Annotated in this window: 17 protein-coding genes; 8 read left to right on the top strand and 9 right to left on the bottom strand. The window is 64.1% G+C overall.

The genetic code is table 11. The annotated features are described in order from the left end of the window. Positions 1 to 54 precede the first annotated feature (54 nt). From HWE17_RS01100 to HWE17_RS01090, 3 genes are read left to right on the top strand one after another with little or no spacing between them, the layout of a single operon-like run. Positions 55 to 1,179, top strand: coding sequence for an efflux RND transporter periplasmic adaptor subunit (locus tag HWE17_RS01100; protein ID WP_176387463.1), 1,125 nt, complete (start codon positions 55 to 57; stop codon positions 1,177 to 1,179). Next, the gene (locus HWE17_RS01095) at positions 1,172 to 4,267 is read left to right on the top strand and encodes an efflux RND transporter permease subunit (protein ID WP_176387461.1); all 3,096 of its coding nucleotides are present in this window, start codon (positions 1,172 to 1,174) and stop codon (positions 4,265 to 4,267) included. The genes HWE17_RS01100 and HWE17_RS01095 overlap by 8 nt, the downstream gene beginning before the upstream one ends. Continuing rightward, positions 4,264 to 5,541 carry a TolC family protein gene (locus HWE17_RS01090; RefSeq protein WP_176387459.1) on the top strand — a complete coding sequence of 426 codons (1,278 nt, stop codon included), beginning with the start codon at positions 4,264 to 4,266 and terminating at the stop codon, positions 5,539 to 5,541. The genes HWE17_RS01095 and HWE17_RS01090 overlap by 4 nt, the downstream gene beginning before the upstream one ends. Positions 5,542 to 5,610: 69 nt before the next feature. On the opposite strand, the gene HWE17_RS01085 is transcribed toward HWE17_RS01090, so the two are convergent. From HWE17_RS01085 to HWE17_RS01060, 6 genes are all read right to left on the bottom strand, one after another. After that, positions 5,611 to 5,814 carry a hypothetical protein gene (locus HWE17_RS01085; protein ID WP_099401527.1) on the bottom strand — a complete coding sequence of 68 codons (204 nt, stop codon included), beginning with the start codon at positions 5,812 to 5,814 and terminating at the stop codon, positions 5,611 to 5,613. A gap of 80 nt (positions 5,815 to 5,894) precedes the next feature. Further along, the gene (gene xerD, locus HWE17_RS01080; RefSeq protein WP_255206071.1) at positions 5,895 to 6,812 is read right to left on the bottom strand and encodes a site-specific tyrosine recombinase XerD; all 918 of its coding nucleotides are present in this window, start codon (positions 6,810 to 6,812) and stop codon (positions 5,895 to 5,897) included. Next, on the bottom strand, positions 6,809 to 7,321 hold the full coding sequence (locus tag HWE17_RS01075; protein ID WP_176387457.1) for a methylated-DNA--[protein]-cysteine S-methyltransferase: 513 nt from the start codon (positions 7,319 to 7,321) through the stop codon (positions 6,809 to 6,811). Before HWE17_RS01075 ends, xerD begins: the two co-directional genes overlap by 4 nt. A gap of 425 nt (positions 7,322 to 7,746) precedes the next feature. Continuing rightward, entirely contained in the window at positions 7,747 to 9,027 is a 1,281-nt protein-coding gene (locus HWE17_RS01070; protein ID WP_034746868.1) for a TRAP transporter large permease, read from the bottom strand. Further along, complete coding sequence (locus HWE17_RS01065) at positions 9,024 to 9,596, bottom strand: TRAP transporter small permease (RefSeq protein ID WP_034746865.1); 573 nt, start codon at positions 9,594 to 9,596, stop codon at positions 9,024 to 9,026. Before HWE17_RS01065 ends, HWE17_RS01070 begins: the two co-directional genes overlap by 4 nt. A 116-nt stretch (positions 9,597 to 9,712) precedes the next feature. Then, entirely contained in the window at positions 9,713 to 10,711 is a 999-nt protein-coding gene (locus HWE17_RS01060) for a TRAP transporter substrate-binding protein (protein WP_035821979.1), read from the bottom strand. 130 nt (positions 10,712 to 10,841) lie between these two features. Here HWE17_RS01060 and HWE17_RS01055 point away from each other — a divergent pair, with 130 nt between their 5' ends. After that, complete coding sequence (locus HWE17_RS01055; RefSeq protein WP_255206070.1) at positions 10,842 to 12,866, top strand: PAS domain S-box protein; 2,025 nt, start codon at positions 10,842 to 10,844, stop codon at positions 12,864 to 12,866. Positions 12,867 to 12,898: 32 nt separating this feature from the next. Further along, positions 12,899 to 13,483 carry a response regulator transcription factor gene (locus HWE17_RS01050; RefSeq protein WP_035821983.1) on the top strand — a complete coding sequence of 195 codons (585 nt, stop codon included), beginning with the start codon at positions 12,899 to 12,901 and terminating at the stop codon, positions 13,481 to 13,483. A 100-nt stretch (positions 13,484 to 13,583) separates the two neighbouring features. Here HWE17_RS01050 and HWE17_RS01045 read toward each other — a convergent pair whose 3' ends face one another. Together HWE17_RS01045 and HWE17_RS01040 are read right to left on the bottom strand one after the other, a co-directional pair. Then, on the bottom strand, positions 13,584 to 14,411 hold the full coding sequence (locus HWE17_RS01045; protein ID WP_176387455.1) for a siderophore-interacting protein: 828 nt from the start codon (positions 14,409 to 14,411) through the stop codon (positions 13,584 to 13,586). Between the two features lie 22 nt (positions 14,412 to 14,433). Then, positions 14,434 to 14,982: a PadR family transcriptional regulator gene (locus HWE17_RS01040; RefSeq protein ID WP_255206069.1), complete on the bottom strand. Its 549-nt coding sequence runs from the start codon at positions 14,980 to 14,982 to the stop codon at positions 14,434 to 14,436. A 218-nt stretch (positions 14,983 to 15,200) separates the two neighbouring features. Between HWE17_RS01040 and HWE17_RS01035 the strand changes: the two genes are divergently transcribed. After that, positions 15,201 to 15,578 carry a DUF3052 family protein gene (locus tag HWE17_RS01035; protein WP_176387452.1) on the top strand — a complete coding sequence of 126 codons (378 nt, stop codon included), beginning with the start codon at positions 15,201 to 15,203 and terminating at the stop codon, positions 15,576 to 15,578. Positions 15,579 to 15,585: 7 nt separating this feature from the next. On the opposite strand, the gene queG is transcribed toward HWE17_RS01035, so the two are convergent. Next, positions 15,586 to 16,677, bottom strand: a complete 1,092-nt coding sequence (gene queG, locus HWE17_RS01030; RefSeq protein WP_176387449.1) for a tRNA epoxyqueuosine(34) reductase QueG — start codon at positions 16,675 to 16,677, stop codon at positions 15,586 to 15,588. A gap of 78 nt (positions 16,678 to 16,755) precedes the next feature. Here queG and tsaE point away from each other — a divergent pair, with 78 nt between their 5' ends. Together tsaE and HWE17_RS01020 are read left to right on the top strand one after the other, a co-directional pair. Next, positions 16,756 to 17,244: a tRNA (adenosine(37)-N6)-threonylcarbamoyltransferase complex ATPase subunit type 1 TsaE gene (tsaE, locus tag HWE17_RS01025; RefSeq protein WP_034746843.1), complete on the top strand. Its 489-nt coding sequence runs from the start codon at positions 16,756 to 16,758 to the stop codon at positions 17,242 to 17,244. Continuing rightward, a complete protein-coding gene (locus HWE17_RS01020) occupies positions 17,208 to 18,605 on the top strand; it encodes an N-acetylmuramoyl-L-alanine amidase (RefSeq protein ID WP_035821991.1) in 1,398 nt (465 codons plus the stop codon). Before tsaE ends, HWE17_RS01020 begins: the two co-directional genes overlap by 37 nt. Positions 18,606 to 18,617: the final 12 nt, after the last annotated feature.

Raw genomic sequence — 18,617 nt, 5'->3', positions numbered from 1 at the left:
CTGGGCACGGCATCCACGCATGCCCCCTCACCATCAATAACAAGGAAACACGGGATGAACACGACCACCCGCAACGCCCTGGGCGCCAGCTGCGCCCTCGCTCTCGCCTGCTCGGCCCTGGCCGGCTGCGCCAAGCCGACGGCGGCGGCCACGCCGCCCGCCCAATCGACGCACCTGGACGATGGCAGCATCGCCGTCGACAAGATGTCGCCGCTGCGCCAGCGCCTGCAGATCGCCGCCGTGCAGGAACAGGACATCGCCACGCAGACGGAGGCGCCGGGCAGCATCGAAGCGATGCCGGAAAAACTGGTGAAAATCACGCCGCCGCTGGCCGGGCGCATCACGCGCTTGCAGCGTTCACTGGGCGACAGCGTGAAGGCGGGCGACCCGCTGTTCACGCTCGACTCGGCGGAACTGAGCGCCGCCTACGCGGACGACAGCAAGGCGAAGTCCGCCCTGCTGCAGGCGCGCCAGGAACTCGAGCGCCAGAAGACGCTGTTCGACGCGGAAATCGCCGCGCGCAAGGAGTACGAAGCGGCGCAGGCCGCCTTTGCGCAGGCCGGCAGCGATGCCCAGGCCAGCGCCGACAAGCTGGCCCAGTACGGTGCCGGCGCGCGAGGTTCGCGCCGCGACTACGTGCTGCGCTCGCCCATCGCCGGCACCGTGATCGCCATGGAAGGCGCCCAGGGCGGCTACTGGAACGACATCAACGCGCCCGTCATGACGGTGGCAGATCTCTCCACCGTGTGGCTGTCGGCGAATGTGGCCGAGCGGGATCTGGCGCAGGTGGCCGTGGGCCAAGCGACCCGCATCAGCGTTGACGCCTGGCCCGGCAAGGCTTTCGAAGGCAAGGTCGCGTATGTGGGCGCCGTGCTCGATCCCGAAACGCGCACGGTGAAGGTGCGCGTTGCCATCGACAACCGCGCCGGCGCCTTCAAGCCGGGCATGTTCGCCCACGCGGGATTCGCCGGCGCTTCCCGCCGCGCCCTCCTCGTGCCGGCGGCCGCCGTGCTGCAAAGCGGGCCATCGACGCGCGTGATGGTCGAGCGCAGCCCGCTGGTATTTACGCCGCGCACGGTGGAAGTGGGCGCCAGCCATGGAGACCAGGTCGAAATCGTCTCGGGCCTGAAGGCCGGCGAACGCATCGTCGTCAAGGAAGGATTGCTGCTCAATGATTGACCGTGTCATCGCCACCTGCTGCCAGCGGCGCGGCATCGTCTGGCTCGTGCTGCTGTTCGTCGCCGCCTACGGCGTCTATTGCTGGAAGCAGCTGCCCATCGAAGCCTATCCCGACATCGCCGACGTCACCTCGCAGATCGTCACGCAGGTGCCGGGCCTGGGCGCAGAGGAAATCGAGCAGCAGATCACCATCCCCCTGGAGCGCGCCCTGCTCGGTACTCCGGGCATGCACGTGCTGCGCACGCGCAGCCTGTTCGCGCTGTCCTTGATCACCGTGGTGTTCGAGGATGGCAGCGACGGCTACTTCACGCGCGAACGGCTGCAGGAACGCCTGGCCAGCGTGAACCTGCCGTACGACGCCAAGCCGGGCCTCGATCCCTATACCTCGCCCACGGGCGAGATCTACCGCTACACGCTGGAATCAAAAACACGCTCCCTGCGCGAACTGTCCGAACTGCAGTTCTGGACCGTGATCCCGCGCCTGCAGCAGGTGCGCGGCGTGGCCGACGTGAGCAATTTCGGCGGCCTGACGACGCAGTTCATGCTGGAACTCGATCCCGCAAAGCTGGACAGCTACGGCTTCTCGCTGGCGCAGGTCAAGGACGCCATCAACGCCAACAACATCAGCGGCGGCGGCAGCGTGATCGACCGCGGCCAGCAATCGTACGTGGTGCGCGGCGTAGGTTTGCTGCATACCCTCGATGACATGGGCAACGTCGTCGTCAGCAGCAAGGACGGCGTGCCCGTGCTGGTGAAGGACCTGGGCAGGCTCGCTTACGGCAACGTGGAGCGGCGCGGCATCCTCGGCAAGGACGACAATCCCGATACCATTGAAGGCATCACCCTGCTGCTCAAGGATGTCAATGCCTCCGAAGCGCTGGCCGGCATCCATGCGGCCGTGGACGATTTAAATGCCAAGCTGCTGCCGAAGGATGTGAAAGTCGTGCCCTACCTGGATCGCAGCTCGCTGATCGACGCCACCCTGCACACGGTCGGATTCACCCTCGGCGAAGGCATGCTGCTCGTCGCCCTGGTGCTGCTGCTGTATCTGGGCAGCCCGCGCGCGGCCGCCATCGTCGCGCTGACGATCCCGCTGGCCCTGCTGATCGCCTTCATCTTCATGCACCATTTTAAGATTCCCGCCAACCTGCTGTCCCTGGGGGCGATCGACTTCGGCATCCTCGTCGATGGCTCCGTGGTGGTGCTGGAAAACATGCTGCGCCGCCGCGAACGGGATCAGGAACGGCCTCTCACCCTGCAGGACGCCATCGACGCCACTTTGCAGGTGGCGCGCCCCATCATGTTCGGCATGGCCGTCATCATCGCCGCCTACCTGCCCCTGTTTGCCTTCCAGCGCATCGAATACAAGCTGTTCTCGCCAATGGCGTATGCGGTGGGTGCGGCGCTCGTGGGCGCGCTGGTGGTGGCCTTGGTGCTGATCCCGGGCCTGGCCTGGCTGGCCTTGCGCAAGCCGCGCCGCACCTTCCATAACCGCGCGCTGGACAAGCTGGCGGGCGCGTACGGCCGCTTCCTCGAGCGCATGGTGGGCAGGAAGCGCTGGGTGGCGATGGTGTGCGCAGGATCGCTCGCGGCGCTTGCCATCCTGGGCGCCAGCATCGGGCGCGATTTCCTGCCCTACCTCGATGAGGGTTCCTTGTGGCTGCAGGTGCAGATGCCGCCCGGGATCACCCTGGACAAGGCGTCCGGGATGGCCAGCGAATTGCGCCGCGCCGCGCTGGAATTCCCGGAAGTGTCGACCATCGTCACGCAGACGGGACGCAACGACGACGGCACCGATTACTGGACGCCGTCGCACATCGAGGCGAGCGTGGGACTGCATCCGTACAAAAGCTGGAAGTCCGGCATGAGCAAGCAGCAGCTGATCGCCAAGATGAATGCACGCTTCTCCCGCATGCCCGGCTTTACGGTGGCCTTCATGCAGCCGATGATCGATGGCGTGCAGGATAAATTGTCGGGCGCGCACAGCGACCTGACGGTGAAAATCTTCGGCAATGACCTCGATGAAGTGCGCGCCATCGCCGGCAAGGTGGCCAATGTCTTGAAAACTGTCCACGGCGCCTCCGACGTGGCCGTGGACGTCGAGCCGCCGCTGCCCAACCTGAAGGTGGAACTGGACCGCGCCAAGGCGGCCCGCTACGGCATCAACGCGGCCGACGTGGCCGACCTGATTGCCACCGGCATCGGCGGCGCGCCCATCGGCCAGGTCTACGTGGGCGAAAAAAGCTACGACATCGCCGTGCGCTTCCCGCCCGCCACGCGTTCCAGCCCGGACGCCATCGCCAGCCTGAAACTGACGGCCGCCAATGGCGCGAAGATCCCGCTGGCGCAGGTGGCCACCATCAGCACCACCTCGGGCGAGAGCGTGATCGTGCGCGAAATGGGACGGCGCCACATCATCGTGCGCCTGAATGCCCGCGGGCGCGACCTGGCCGGTTTCCTGGCCGAAGCTCGCCCCCTGGTGGCGCAGGCCGTGGCCAACGAGCATCAGCGCATCAGCGTCGAATGGGGCGGCCAGTTCGAGAACCTGCAGCGCGCGCAAAGCCGTTTGGCCCTGATCCTGCCGATGACCCTGGGCGCCATGTTTTTGCTGCTGTTTGGCCAGTTCCGCAACCTGCGCCAGCCCGCGCTGGTCTTGCTGGCCGTGCCGCTGGCCATGCTCGGTGGCCTGGCCGCGCTGCACCTGCGCGGCATGACCTTGAACGTGTCGAGCGCCGTCGGCTTCATCGCCCTGTTCGGCGTGGCCGTATTGAATGCCGTGCTGATGCTGGCGCAGATCAACCGCTTGCGCACCGACGAGGGCAAGAGCTTGTGCGAGGCCGTGCTCGAAGGCGCGCGCGACCGCATGCGCCCCGTGCTGATGACGGCCACCGTGGCCGCCCTGGGCCTGACGCCGGCCATGCTGGCAACAGGCCTGGGCAGCGACGTGCAGCGACCGCTGGCGACCGTCGTCGTGGGCGGCCTGGTGACGGCGACGGCACTGACCTTGTTGCTGTTGCCGGCCCTGTATTACCTGATCGAGGCGCACCTGCAAAAAACGCCAGATGCATACCGAAGGAGAGACCCATGACACGTTTTAATGTATTGCTGGCGGCCTGGCTGATCGCGCCCGGCGCCCTTGCCACTCCGTTGAGCTTTGACACCTATCTGTCCGCCGTGGAAAGCCACAGCCTGGAACTGCAATCGCAGCAGGAAAGCATCGTTGCGGCCAAGGCCGGCGTCGGCATCGCTGGCTTGCGTCCCGATCCCGAGTTAACCTTGGGCGCCACGCGCGAAACCGTGCGCAGCGTCGAACACCGTCCCGTCACGTGGAACCCGGCCATCAGCATGGCCATCGAGATGGGCGGCAAGCGCGCCGCGCGCATCAAGGCGGCGCACAGCAACGTCGCGCTGGCAGAGGAAACGGTGGCCGGCTTCAAGAGCGAACTGTATGGCACGGCCGCCGCCGCGTTCACGGAAGCGTGCCGCACGCGCGAAGTCGTCGCGCGCAAGGAGCAGACCATGGCGGCCCTGTCGACAGTGGTGGAAGCGAACGCCGTGCGGCGCAAGGCGGGCGACGTGGGCGGCATTGAGCTGCTGCAGTCGCGCGTGGAGCGCGACCAGTTCCAGGCCGAGCTGGCACAGGCGCGCAGCGAGGCGGACAGCGCCATGTTGAATTTGTCGCCGCCCTTGGGGCGCCAGTTCGACGCGCTGTTTCCGGACGCGCAGCTGGCGTGCGACTTCGCCGCGTATGCCGACCAGAATGCCAGGGTGCTGGTGCCGCAAGCGCTCAATGCGCGCAGCGACGTGCGCATCGCCCGTGCCACCGTGGACAATCTGCGCGACGGCGCGGCCCTCGTGCGCGCCAACCGCTCGGTCGATCCGACCGTCACCGTGGGCCTGGCCGCCGCGCGCGGCTACCATGACGGCATCGATACTGGCGGCAATCCCGTCGACGGTTCGCCCCGTTCGCGTGCGCTGTCCATCTCGCTGGCCATCCCCATTCCCCTGTCGCGGCGCGACAAGGGTGACATCGTGCAGGCGGAATCAAGTGTGACGCAGGCGATGCTGGCCCTGCGCCAGGCGGAACTGGCGGCGGAGACGCAGGTGCGCACGGCGCAGCGGCAGCTGCGTGCGGCGCAGGACAGGCTGGCGCGCTACCGTGACGGCGTGCTGCTTGACGCGCAGAAGGTGGTCGACGGCATGCGCCTGTCTTACGTCAAAGGCAATGCCTCGCTGCTGGAATGGCTGGCGGCGCAGCGTTCGGCCGATGAGGCCTACCAGGGCTATGTGCAGGCGCGCGCCGATGCGGCCATCGCCAGCACGCAGCTGCAACTGGCGATCGGCCAGCGGCCGCGCTTGTAGCGGGGAGAAAGTAAAACGAGGGGATACCGGCGCGGCGATGGTGCCGCACCGGTCGTCAAGAACGGAGAGTTACTGCGGCTGGACGGGAGCGTCGCCTTCGGCGGCCGGATCTGCGTCATCGGCGTCGTCCGCTTCCGGCTCATCGCCTTCGCTGCCATCGGCCGGCTTCGGATTGTTCTTCGCTTCCAGCTTGCGTCTGGCTTTTTCCTCGGCTTTCTTCTTCTTTTCCAGCTCTTTTTGCCGTTTTTCGTATTGGAAATTTGTCTTGGCCATTTACTACCTCTTTAGTTTTTTATTGTTACAGATAAGCACATAGGGCACATTATGACGCAGTTGGAGCAAATACAAAATTTTTAGCCGCGCGGATGATGCTGCGCATGCAGCAGTTTCAGCCGTTCGCGGGCCACGTGCGTGTAAATCTGCGTGGTGGAAATATCGGAGTGCCCCAGTAACAATTGCACAACACGCAAGTCCGCGCCATGGTTGAGCAAATGCGTGGCGAACGCGTGACGCAAGGTGTGCGGCGACAGCGGCGCCGTGATGCCGGCGCTCATCGCATGTTTCTTGATGATGACCCAGAACATTTGCCGCGTCATGGCGCCGCCGCGTCGCGTGACAAACAATGCATCGTCCATCTGACCGTCGAGGATGACGCCGCGCGCTTCCTTCAGATAACGCTCGATCCACAGCCGCGCCTGTTCGCCGAACGGCACCAGGCGCGTCTTGCTGCCTTTGCCCGTGATGCGCAGCACGCCATCGTTGAGGCTCAGCTCGACGGATTTCAAGTCCACCAGTTCCGACACGCGCAAGCCGCTCGCATACATGAGTTCCAACATCGTGCGTTCGCGCAGGCCCAGCGGCGTGCTCACGTCGGGCGCCGCCAGCAAGGCTTCCACCTGCGCTTCGCTCAGGGTATGCACGAAGCGCGCGGGCTGCTTGGCCGAGACCATCTTCAGGCACGGGTCGGCCGCGATATGCTTGTGCCGCAAGGCCAGCTGGTAAAACCGCTTGAGCACGGACAGGCGCCGGTTCGACGACGTGGCCTTGCTCTCGTCGTGGCGGGCCGCGAAATACGCTTCGATGTCGGCCGTGGAGACTTCGTACAGGCCCTCGCGCCCGGGCCGCGCCACTTCCAGCCAGCGCGCAAACAGCCGCATGTCGCGCCGGTAGGCATCGAGCGAGTTTTTCGACAGGCCGTCTTCCAGCCACAGGCTGTCGCAGAATTCATCGATCAGGGTGGCGTTGTCGGGCGCCAGCAGGCTGTTCATCATCGTGTTGACCACCCCATGCCCGCCACGCCTTCATGCGCCAGCAGCCAGCGCTTGACACCCAGGTGGAAACCCGTCGCATCGTCGTGATGGGCAAAGCCGCCCAGGCCGCCAGCAGCCGTGACCCGGTGGCAGGGGATCACCACGGGAAACCAGTTGGCGCCGCAAGCCTGGCCCACGGCGCGCGGGGCCGAGCCGATCAGGCGCGCCACGTCGCCATACGTGCGCACCTGGCCGCGCGCAATGCCGCGAATCGCCGCCCACACCCGTTGCTGGTAGGCGCTGCCCGAGGCGGCCAGCGGCAAGTCGAAGACATAATCGGGATCGCGGAAATACCGGGCCAGTTGCTGGCAGGCCCGCTCGGAGACGGCATCCTGCGCGTCTTTTTCGGCAAAGTGCGGCGGCAGATACACCAGCTCGCATACCTGCCCATCCTGCGCGCGCACGCCCATGGCGCCGAACGGCGCGGCCACGATGGCGCTGAACAGTTCACTGCCCTGTTGTTTTTTCATCTGCTGATCATTGTTCAAGTGTGGCAAATATGCAACCTGCCGGAGCGGGAAACGGCGCCACGGGAATTATGCACCGTCTTTGGGCGTGCCGGCGGACGTTTCCCGCGCACGAAAAAAAAGCGCACCAGTCGGTGCGCTTCAAATATTGCTTCACGTTCCCGGTCGTTTGGGTCCGCCGGTGCCGGCTTTTGGCCGCAGACAGCTATGACTCAACAACTTCTGTGAAACGTGTGTCTCCTCAATATATCCCCGGTATCAATACCGTTTTTATAGACCACTCCCCCACTAACCTTGTTGCCAATTCTGTATTTCAGCCTTGCTACCGGGGCGCATATGCATATACGTGTTTCCCCTTAAGGCTGCCCATCATAGCGCATTTATTCGGCCGTATCGACTTTTTTTGCACCATGACGGGGACAACTGTTTTAGTTGTAAATTAAATTTGGCAGCCACAGCGAGATTTGTGGTACGTAGGTAATCAAGCCCAGGAAGGCCAGCATCGTCAGCAGCCATGGCATCACGGCCACGGTCAGCTCCGAGATGCCCATCTTCGTGATGCCGGACGCCACATACAGGTTCAAGCCCACGGGCGGATGGCACATACCCACTTCCATGTTGACCACGATCAGGATGCCGAAGTGCACGGGATCGATGCCCAGCTTCATGGCGACAGGGAACAGAATCGGCGCCATGATCAGCACGATGGACGACGGTTCCATGACGTTACCAGCCAACAACAGCAGCACGTTGACCACCAGCAGGAAGCTGATCACGCCCAGGCCCTTGCCCGTGATCCATTCGGCCATCGCTTGCGGGATGTTTTCACTGGTCATCAGGAACGAGAACAGCACGGCATTTGTGATGATGTACAACAGCATCGCCGACATGGCGGCCGAATCGAGCAAGACCTTGCCCACTTGCTTGATCTTCAAGTCCTTGTAGACGAAGACCGCGATGATGAAGGCGTACACGGCAGCCATGGCGGCCGCTTCCGTCGGCGTGAAGGCACCCGAATAGATGCCGCCCATGACGATGACGATCAGCAGCAAGCCCCAGGCGCTCTTCTTGAACGTGACGAAGCGCTCGCCCCAGCTGGCCTTTTTCATGCGCGGATAGTTGTGCTTGCGCGCCAAAAACCACGTGGTCAGGCCCAGCAGCATGGCCAGCATCATGCCGGGAATCACGCCCGCCATGAATAGTTTACCGACCGAGGTATTCGTGCTGACGGAATACATCACCATCACGATCGACGGTGGAATCAAAATGCCCAGCGCGCCCGAAGTGGTGATGACGCCGGCGCCGAAACCGCGCGGATAGCCCTGTTTGACCATGGCCGGCAGGATGATGGAGCCGATCGCCACCACGGTGGCGGGGCTGGAACCGGACACGGCGGCAAACAGCGCGCACGCCATCACGCCGGCCAGCGCCAGACCGCCATGCCAGTGGCCGACCATGGAGCTGGCGAAGTTGATCATGCGCCGCGCCACCCCGCCATGCGTGAGGAAGTTACCCGCCAAAATGAAGAACGGGATGGCCATGATCTCGAATTTCTCGATGCCCGTGAAAATCTTCAGGGCCACCGATTCGATGGGCACGCTGGTCATGGTAAACAGGAACGTCAGTACCGTCAGGCCCAGCGAAATGGAAATCGGCATGCCGGTCAGCATCAGCGCCAGCAGCAACACAAAAATGATCAGCGCGTTCATGCCTTGGCTCCTTTTTCTTCAGCCGTCAGTTCGTCTTCCAGCCCCTCGACATGCGAGTGGTCGTGTTTCGGCAAGGCGCCCGTCTTGATGAAATGCACCATCACTTGCAGGAAGCGGAAGCACATCAGATAGGAACCGAGCGGCACGGCCAGGTACACCAGCCACATGGGGATTTCCATGTCGGCAGAGGTCTGGTCCGTGTGGCCGATCGACCACACGAAGCTGGCACCCAGGGTCCCCACGATGCCCGTGAACAGGGCGCCGGCACCCAGGCCGAAGACGATGAAACGGTCGCGCCAACGCGGGTTCATGCGGTTGATCAAGACGTCGACGCCCACGTGGATGCCCGTGCGCACGCCATACGCGGCGCCGAACTTGGCCATCCAGACGAACATGTAGATACACAGTTCCTGGGCCCAGCTGGTATTGATTTGAATCAAAAAGTCTTGCAGGCCGGGGATAGGCAAGCCTGCCAGGTAGCGGTGCACGACCGCGACGAAAATGATGAAGGTGGCCGCGCCCATCAGGGTCGCGATCAGCCACTCTTCCAGGTGATCCAGAAATTTCATGGTGGACTTTCAAAGAATGCGGGTACGCTGGCACCCGCGCAGGACGCGCAGGTGCCGTTGCTGCAGAAAGACAGGGAGGTCCCTGACAGCCGCGCCGGGTGGCGCGGCCAGCGCGATTACTTCGCGCTTTCCTTGTTGATGGCCGAGATCAGATCCTTGCCGATGCGCCCTTCCATGGCCTTCTGCACGGGCGCCAGCGCCTTGCGCCATTCGGCCTGTTCCTGCACCGTCAGGGTATAGATCTGCGTCTTGCCCGCTTTCTTGATGGCGTCGAGGGCCTGGTCGTTGTCGCGCTGGGCGATGGCTTTTTCAAACGTGGTCGCCTCGCGCATGGCTTTTTCCAGCTGGCCGCGTATATCGGGCGGCAAGCCATCCCAGAATTTCTTGTTGACGATGACGGCATAGCCCAGGTAGCCGTGGTTCGACACGGTCACGTGCTTTTGCACTTCATGCATCTTTTGCGTGTACATATTCGATGGCGGATTTTCCGTGCCGTCGACGACGCCCGTCTGCAGCGCCTGATACACTTCCGAGAAGGCCAGCACCTGCGGATTGGCGCCCAGCGCGCGCATTTGCGCGTCGAGTACCTTCGACGACTGGATGCGCATTTTCAGGCCCTTGAAGTCGGCCGGCATGTGCAGCGGCTTGTTGGCCGACATCACCTTGAAGCCGTTGTCCCAGTAGGCCAGGCCCGTGATACCCTTGGGTTCCAGTTTTTTCAGCAGGCTCTTGCCGATTTCGCCTTCGGTGACGTTGTACAGCGCCGTCTTGGTGGGGAAAATGTAGGGCAGGTCGAAGGCTTCGAATTCCTTCACGCCCAGCGGGCCGAACTTGGCCAGCGACGGCGCCAGCATCTGCACGGCGCCCAGCTGCAGGGCTTCGAGTTCTTCCTTGTCCTTGTACAGCTGGCTGTTCGGGTACAGTTCGACCTTGACCTTGCCATTCGTGGCTTTCTCGGCCAGCTGCTTGAAGCGCTCGGCGGCCTGGCCTTTCGGCGTGTCGGTGGCCACGACGTGGCTGAACTTGATGACGATGGGGGCTTGCGCGTAAGCGTGCACGCCGGCGGTGGCGCCGATGGCCGCGCACAGCGCGACGAACATGGTTTTCATCTGCATTTTTGTCTCCTGAGTGGTTTTTGAAAAAACTTTATTATTTGTCTACTTGGATATTGTGCCAAAGAAACTGCTTCGGCTATTGTGGTTAACCACAATAGCCGTCTCCCGATAAGCCGCTACCCTGCCAGCCATGCCGACTCCCCCCACCCTTGCACGCCGCTTCAAGCTATCGAGCCCGATGCGCTGGCTGCTGCCCGTCATCCTGCTGCTGCTGTTCCTGTCCATCCTATTCTGGCTGCCCTGGCAGGCGCGCCAGATGGAGAGCAACGAACGCCAGGAGCAGCTGATCGCCGACACGCTGTGGGTGGAGCAGACCATCCGCTTCCAGCTGGCGCGCAACGAGGAAAGCCTGTTCAACCTGGGCGTGGACATCGCCAGCGGCTCGCTGGGCGCGGAAAAAGTGCACGAACGGCTGCAGCAGATGTTGCGCAATGGCCGCGAATTGCAGCGCGTGCTGTGGCTCGACACCAGCGGCAAGGTGCTGGCCACCAGCGACAACAGCCTGCCGCACGCCCTGTCGTTTTCGCCGGCCTCGCTGACGGCGGCCGACAATGCGCGCCGTTTGCACCGGGGCCAGTACGCCCAGCCTTCGCAGCAGACGGGCTTTCCCGACGCGCCGCCCGGCGCCATGCTGATGGATTACCATCAGCCCCTGTTCGACGGCCAGCGCTACGTGGGCAGCCTGGTGGCCACCTACCAGATCAGCAGCCTGCTCGATGAAATGGTGCCGTGGTGGTTCGCCCAGGATAACCAGATTTCGCTGATCGACCGCGACGACAAGGTGCTGGCGCGGCGCGCCGCCGCCGGTCCCGGCCACGGCGTGTACACGCACAAGCGCGCGCTCGACGTGCCCGGCGCCAGCATCACCCTGTTTACCGACAGCGTGAAAAGCCAGCCGAAATTGCTGCCCAATTTGCTGGTCGGCTCCGTCATCGCCCTGTCGCTGGGCTTGCTGTGGAGCTTGCTGGCCCTGTGGCGCCACATTTCGCGCCGCCTGGTGGCCGAAGGCGCGCTGCGCCAGCAGATGCTGTTTCGCACGGCGATGGAAAATTCGCTGGTGACGGGCATGCGCGCGCGCGACCTGGAAGGCAGAGTCACCTACGTCAATCCCGCGTTTTGCCAGATCGTCGGCTATCCGCCCGAGGAAATCCTGGGACGCCTGCCGCCCATGCCCTACTGGGTGCCCGAAGCGCTGGAGGAATACCAGCAGCGCTTCGTCAAGGCCCTGGCCGGCAATCCCACGCCGCAGTTCGAAACCTATTTCCAGCGTCCGGACGGCACGCGCGTGGCCGTGCTGATCTTCGAGGCGCCCTTGGTGGACAAAAACGGCCAGCAGACGGGCTGGATGGGTTCCGTGCTCGATATTTCGGACCGCAAGCGGGTCGAGGAACTGAATCGCCAGCAGCAGGAAAAGCTGCAAACGAGCTCGCGCCTGGCCACCATGGGCGAGCTGGCGTCGATGCTGGCGCACGAATTGAACCAGCCGCTGGCGGCCATTTCCAGCTATACGACGGGCGCCTTGAATTTGATCCGCCGCGCCATCGACAGCGGTGCACCCGTCGAGCCGAATACATTGAAGCCGGCGCTGGAACAGGCCAGCGCGCAGGCGCAGCGGGCCGGCCAGATCATCCGCAGCGTGCACGATTTCGTGCGCAAGAGCGAGCCGCAGCGCCAGGATATCGCCATCCGCACCCTGATCGACGGCATCCGTGCGTTGATCGACCTGCAGGCGCGCAAATACTATGTCACCATCCAGGAAGAGCTACCGCCGGATCTGCCGCTGCTGCGCGCCGATCCCGTGATGATCGAGCAAGTGCTGCTGAACCTGACGCGCAACGCCATCGAGGCCATGCAGGACGCGGCGCCGGGACGGCGTATCATGCGCCTGCGGGCCAGCCACGACGCGCAGCAGGACATGGTGACGGTCGACGTGATCGACCATGGACATGGCATTCCCCAGGACGTGGCCGAGCGGCTGTTTTCGCCGTTTTTCTCGACCAAGTCCGAAGGCATGGGCATGGGCCTGAACATCTGCCGCACCGCCATCGAATTTCACGGCGGCGCGCTGACCTTCGGCGCCAACCCCGCTGGCGGTACGATCTTTACATTCAGTGTGCCGGCCGCGCCGCGCGCCACACCAAGCAATAACGAATAACGCATAACGCATAACGACAAGCCGGAGACCCCATGCTACACATTATCGACGACGAAGAAGTCGTACGCGACTCCCTGTCCTGGCTGGCCGCCTCGCGCAGCATCGAATCGCGCAACTACGCCAGCGCCCAGCAATTTCTCGATAGCCTCGATGGCAGCTTCGATGCCGCCGGCGACTGCGTGCTGCTCGACGTGCGCATGCCCGACATGAACGGCATCGCCATGTTCGACCAGCTGGTCAAGCGCGACCTGACGGCGCGCCTGCCCGTGATTTTCCTCACCGGTCACGGCGACGTGCCGATGGCCGTCGACAGCCTGAAACGGGGCGCCTTCGATTTCTTTGAAAAGCCGTTCAACGACAACGACCTGATGGACAGAGTGCAGCAGGGCCTGGCCAACTCGCGCCAGGCGGGCGAACTGGCCGCCGTGCACGCGCGCCTGGCCACCCTGTCGACGCGCGAACGCGAAGTGCTGGACCTGATTTTGGCGGGCAAGATGAACAAGGTGGTGGCCGACAAGCTGGGCATCAGCATGCGCACCGTGGAAGTCCACCGCGCGCATATCTTCGACAAGATGCAGGTCAAGACGGCGGTGGAGCTGGCCGGGTTGTTGAAATAATGACCGTCATGTTGGATTACGCGGCGCTGGCGCGCCACTAATCCAACCTACATTCCACTGTAGGTCGGCTTAGCGCGCAGCGCGTAAGCCGACACCACCATCACTCATCGTGATGCTCATGATGCTCGGCCGCCCCATGCTTCCAGTAACTGGCCACATGCAGATGCTGCTTCGGCACCCCGCCTTCAATAAAGTGCCCGCGCAAGCCCTGCACCTGCGCATGCTCGCACGCCACCCACACGTAACCGTCGCCATCCTGCGGCAAGGCCACTTGCGCCAGCGCTTCCAGTAGCAGCGGTCCCTTGCGGCCATTGCGCGCCACCCAGCGCACGTCCAGCTGGGCGGCGCACTCGAGCGCGATCCGTTCGCCGTCTTCGACGATTTCGATCACGGCGATCGCCCGCGCCGTGGCCGGCAGCTGCTCCAGGCGGCGGGCGATGGCCGGCAAGGCCGTCTGGTCTCCCACCAGCACATACCAGTCGAAATCGAGCGGCACCAGCATCGAGCCGCGCGGGCCGCCCACGCCCAGGGTCTGGCCGGGCGCGGCTTGCGCCGCCCAGCTGGCCGCGGGGCCGTCGCCATGCAGCACGAAGTCGATTTCCAACTCGCGCCGCGCGGCGTCGTAGCGGCGCGGCGTGTAGTTGCGGGCGATGGGGCGCGCGCCTTGCGCGTACTGGATGGGATTCGGTCCATTGCCCAGCACGGGAAACACGGGGGTGGTCTGCCCCGGGGCGGGGAAGAACAGTTTCACATGGTCGTCGTGCGCCGGCGAGACAAAGCCGTCCAGGTCGTCGCCAGCCAGGGTGATGCGGCGCATGTGCGGCGTGATCTGCTCGGTGCGCACGACGGTGAGCACGCGCAGTGTCAAGTCATGCCGCACGCGCTCGATGGCGTGCGGGCGTGGAGTTGCAGGTGAGGCGTTAGTCATTGCTTGTCCTTGTAAAGTGGGCTCAGTGGCCGTCGACGATGGCGTTCGCCGCCTGTTCCAGCACGGCGGAGACGCGCTCGGCTTCCGCCTCGTTCCAGCTGGTCTTGTTCAGCAACAGTGCATGCTTCAAGGTGTGCATGGCCTGGCGCACGCGCTCGGGCAAGGCGTTGCGCGCCTGGACGCGGGCAAACATGTCGAGCCGGGCCAGGATGCCATCGACCTGGGCGCGGTTTTCGTCCAGATACGCGCGCCCCAGGTCCGTGATCGTGTAGAGCTTCTTGCCGCTGGCGCTTTCGGAGGACGTCACATGGTCCTGCTCTTCCAGCAAGGTCAGGGTCGGATACACGGCGCCCGGGCTGGGGGCGTACGCGCCGCCGCAACGCTCTTCGATGGCCTTGATGATTTCATAGCCGTGGCGGGGGCTGATTTCGATCAGCGCCAGCACGATCAGGGGCAAGTCGCCGCGGCCGAAGACGCGCTCGGCCCGTTCGCCGCGCCCACCGCGCCCGCCAGGACCACCGCCCATGCCATCACCGCGCTCGTCGAAGCCGCGCGGACCACGGCCGTGCATGAAGTATTCGTGGCGGTGTTCGCCATGGTGGTGGTGGTGCTGACCGCAATGGCCGTGATGATGATGGCCGCCGTGGCCGTGTTCTGCGTGGTGTGAGTTTCTCATGTTTTCTCTTTAAAGATATATCGTTAGTAGGTATCGCCATTTTATAACGATATATCGATAAGTCAAGGAGAAATTTGTTATGCTCGTCTTTTCACCATCCACACGCCGATGCCATGCCTGAAAAAACCGTTGCTGAAAAAATGGTTGTGAAAAATGCCACGACCCTGGCCGTGCTCAATGACGGCGGCGAGCATGGGACATTGCTGGCGCAGTTGCCGGCGGAGCGGCTGGTGCGGGAAGGTGACAATGCCGACTGGATCTTGCTGTTCGCGCGCAGCCGCGCGGAACTGGAACAGTTCCTGCCGGTGGCGCAGGCGCGCCTGGCGCCCGGCGGCGCCGTCTGGGTGGCGTACCGCAAGGGTGGAATCAAAGCGGGCAGCGACATCCACCGCGACGATATCCGCTTGTATGCGCAGGAATCAGGACTCGACAGCGTGGCGATGGTCGCCATCGATAACGAATGGTCGGCGCTGCGGCTGAAGCAAGCTTAAACGCAGGTCAAGCGACGCCGTGCAAGGCCAGCGCCCACTCGACGTGTTCGCGCACGATGGCCGACGGGTGCTCGCGGCGCGACAGCAGGGCCGCGACGATGTCGGCCTGGCCGTGGGCCTTCGTGGCCGCATTACCCATGCCGACGGCCAGGTTGCGCAGCCAGCGTTCGTGGCCGATGCGGCGAATGGCGCTGCCTTCCATGCGGCGGTTGAATTCCTCTTCCGTCCAGGCGAACAGCTCCACCATGCCGGCGCTGCCCAGGCTGTGGCGCTCGTCGAAGTCGGGCACGACGGCGCGCTGGGCGAACTTGTTCCACGGGCAGACGGTCTGGCAATCGTCGCAGCCGTACACCTTGTTGCCGATCAGGGGGCGCATCTCGACGGGTATGGCGCCCTTCAATTCGATGGTCAGGTAGGAAATGCAGCGGCGCGCGTCGAGCTGGTACGGTCCCAGAATGGCTTGCGTCGGACACACCGTGATGCACGCCGAGCACTGGCCGCAGCGCGGGGTCTCCGGCGGGTCGACGGGCAGCGGCACGTCGATGAGGATCTCGCCAAGGAAAAAGAAGGAGCCGCCCTGGCGGTTGATCAGCAAGGTGTGCTTGCCGCGCCAGCCCAGCCCCCCCTTTTGCGCCAGCTCGACTTCCATCACGGGCGCCGAATCGCTGAAGACGCGGTAGCCGAAGTCGCCGATCTCGCCCTTGATGCGCTCGGCCAGCTGCTGCAGGCGCGAACGCATCACCTTGTGATAGTCGCGGCCCCGCGCATACACGGAAATGACGGCCGCCGACGGGTCGGCGTCGCGCGCCGCCTCGTGCTCACGCCAGTCGGGACCCAGCGCCGGCGGCAGATAATTCATGCGCGCGCTGATGGCGCGCACCGTGCCCGGCACCAGTTCGGCCGGGCGCGCGCGCTTCATGCCGTGGCTGGCCATGTAATCCATTTCGCCGTGATACCCTGCATCGAGCCAGGCTTGCAGGGGCGCTTCCATATGCGACAGGTCCACGTCGGCGATGCGCACCTCGGCAAAACCCAGCTCGCGCCCCCATTCTTTGATGGTGCGCGCCAGGACGGCGAGATCGGTGATGGTGGCGGACATAGGGGACTTTACGGAAAACGGCAGGCGCGCGGGCGGTTACAATGACAGCAGCCTCCATTTTATGCGATACCGAAGATCATGACCGAACACTTCAAAGCCCACCTCCACGACGAAGCCGGCACCGCCGCGCTGGGCGCCGCGCTGGCGCGCGCGCTGGCGCCGGGCCTGGCGATCTACCTGCACGGCGACCTCGGTGCCGGCAAGACGGCCCTCACGCGCGCCTTGTTGCACGCGGCCGGCCATGCTGGCCACGTGAAAAGCCCCACTTATACGCTGTCCGAACCGTACACGGTGCAACTCGATGGCCAGCGCGTCAACGTCATCCACTTCGACCTGTACCGCATGGGCAGCGCCGAGGAATTCCTCGACGCGGGCTTTCGCGAAGACTTCGACGGCCGCAATATCTGCATCGTCGAATGGCCGGAGAAAGCCGAACCGGTGCTGCCGCCGGCCGACCTGAATATTTATTTGAACGTTGCGGGTACAGGACGTGATGTAGAATTGCAAGCGTCTTCTGAATTGGGTCTGTCATGCCTTCACCGTCTCAAATTCGCCCCGAACCTTTGATCTCCTCGCCCATCACCCGGCGCACGGTACTCAAGGCCGGCGGCACCCTGCTGTTGTCCGTGTTCGCGCCCATGTCGGCGATGGCGGCGCAAATTCTCGCCGTGCGCGTCTGGCCGGCCGAGGACTACACCCGCGTCACACTGGAAAACGACAGCATCCTCAAGGCGACCCACTTCATCGTCAAGGACCCGGAACGCCTGGTGGTCGACATCGAAGGCCTGGAACTCAATCCCACCCTGAAGGGCCTGGTGGCGAAGATCCAGTCGAACGACCCGTACATCAAGCAGGTGCGCGTGGGCCAGAACCGGCCCAACGTCGTGCGCCTGGTGTTCGACCTGAAAGAAGAAGTCACGCCGCAGCTGTTTACCCTGCCGCCGGCCGGCTCCTACAACCACCGTTTGATCTTCGACCTGTATCCCGTGCGCGAACCGGACCTGATCGCACAGATGATCGAAAAAGGCGACTGGTCGAGCGACCCGGCCAAGCCGCCCATGGCCGACACGCATACGCCGCCGCCCGCGCTGCCCCTGCCCGAGAGCGGCAAGCCGCCCGTGGCCGCCGTCGCGCCGGTAACGCCCATCGTGCCGCCCGTGCCCGACGTGCGTCCGGAACAGCGCCCCGAAGCACGCCCGCTGCCGGGCCAGAAGGTGGTGCGCATGATTACCATCGCGCTCGATCCCGGCCACGGCGGCGAAGATCCGGGCGCCATGGGCAGCCGGGGCAGCCGCGAAAAAGACGTGGTGCTGGCCATCGCCAAACGCCTCAAGACCAAGCTGGAAATGCAGCCGAACATGCGCGTCATGCTCACGCGCGACGCCGATTTCTTCGTCCCGCTGGGCATGCGCGTGGAAAAAGCGCGCAAGGTGCAGGCCGACCTGTTCGTCTCGATCCACGCCGACGCCTTCATCCAGCCGACGGCGCGCGGTTCGTCCGTGTTCGTGCTGTCCGAAAAGGGCGCCACCTCGACGGCCGCGCGCTGGCTGGCCAACAAGGAAAACCAGGCCGACCTGATCGGCGGCGTGAACGTCAAAAACCACGACAAGCAGCTGGCCAGCGTGCTGCTCGACCTGTCGACGACGGCGCAGATCAATGACAGCATGAAGCTGGGCAAGGCCGTGCTGCGCGAAATCGGCGGCATCAACCGCCTGCACAAGGGTTCCGTCGAGCAGGCCGGCTTCGCCGTGCTCAAAGCGCCGGACATCCCTTCCATCCTGATCGAGACGGCGTTCATCTCGAATCCGGAAGAAGAAGCCAAGCTGACCGACAACGGCTACCAGGACCAGATGGCCGACGCCATCGTCACGGGCATCAAGAATTATTTTGCCAAGAATCCGCCGCTGGCGAAAAGCCGCCTGACCTGACATGAAAGCCTA

The sequence above is a fragment of the Janthinobacterium sp. BJB401 genome (assembly GCF_013372745.1).
Lineage (GTDB): Bacteria > Pseudomonadota > Gammaproteobacteria > Burkholderiales > Burkholderiaceae_D > Janthinobacterium > Janthinobacterium rivuli.
Note: the sequence above shows the minus strand (reverse complement) of the source record. Positions and strands in the feature narration are given on the sequence as shown.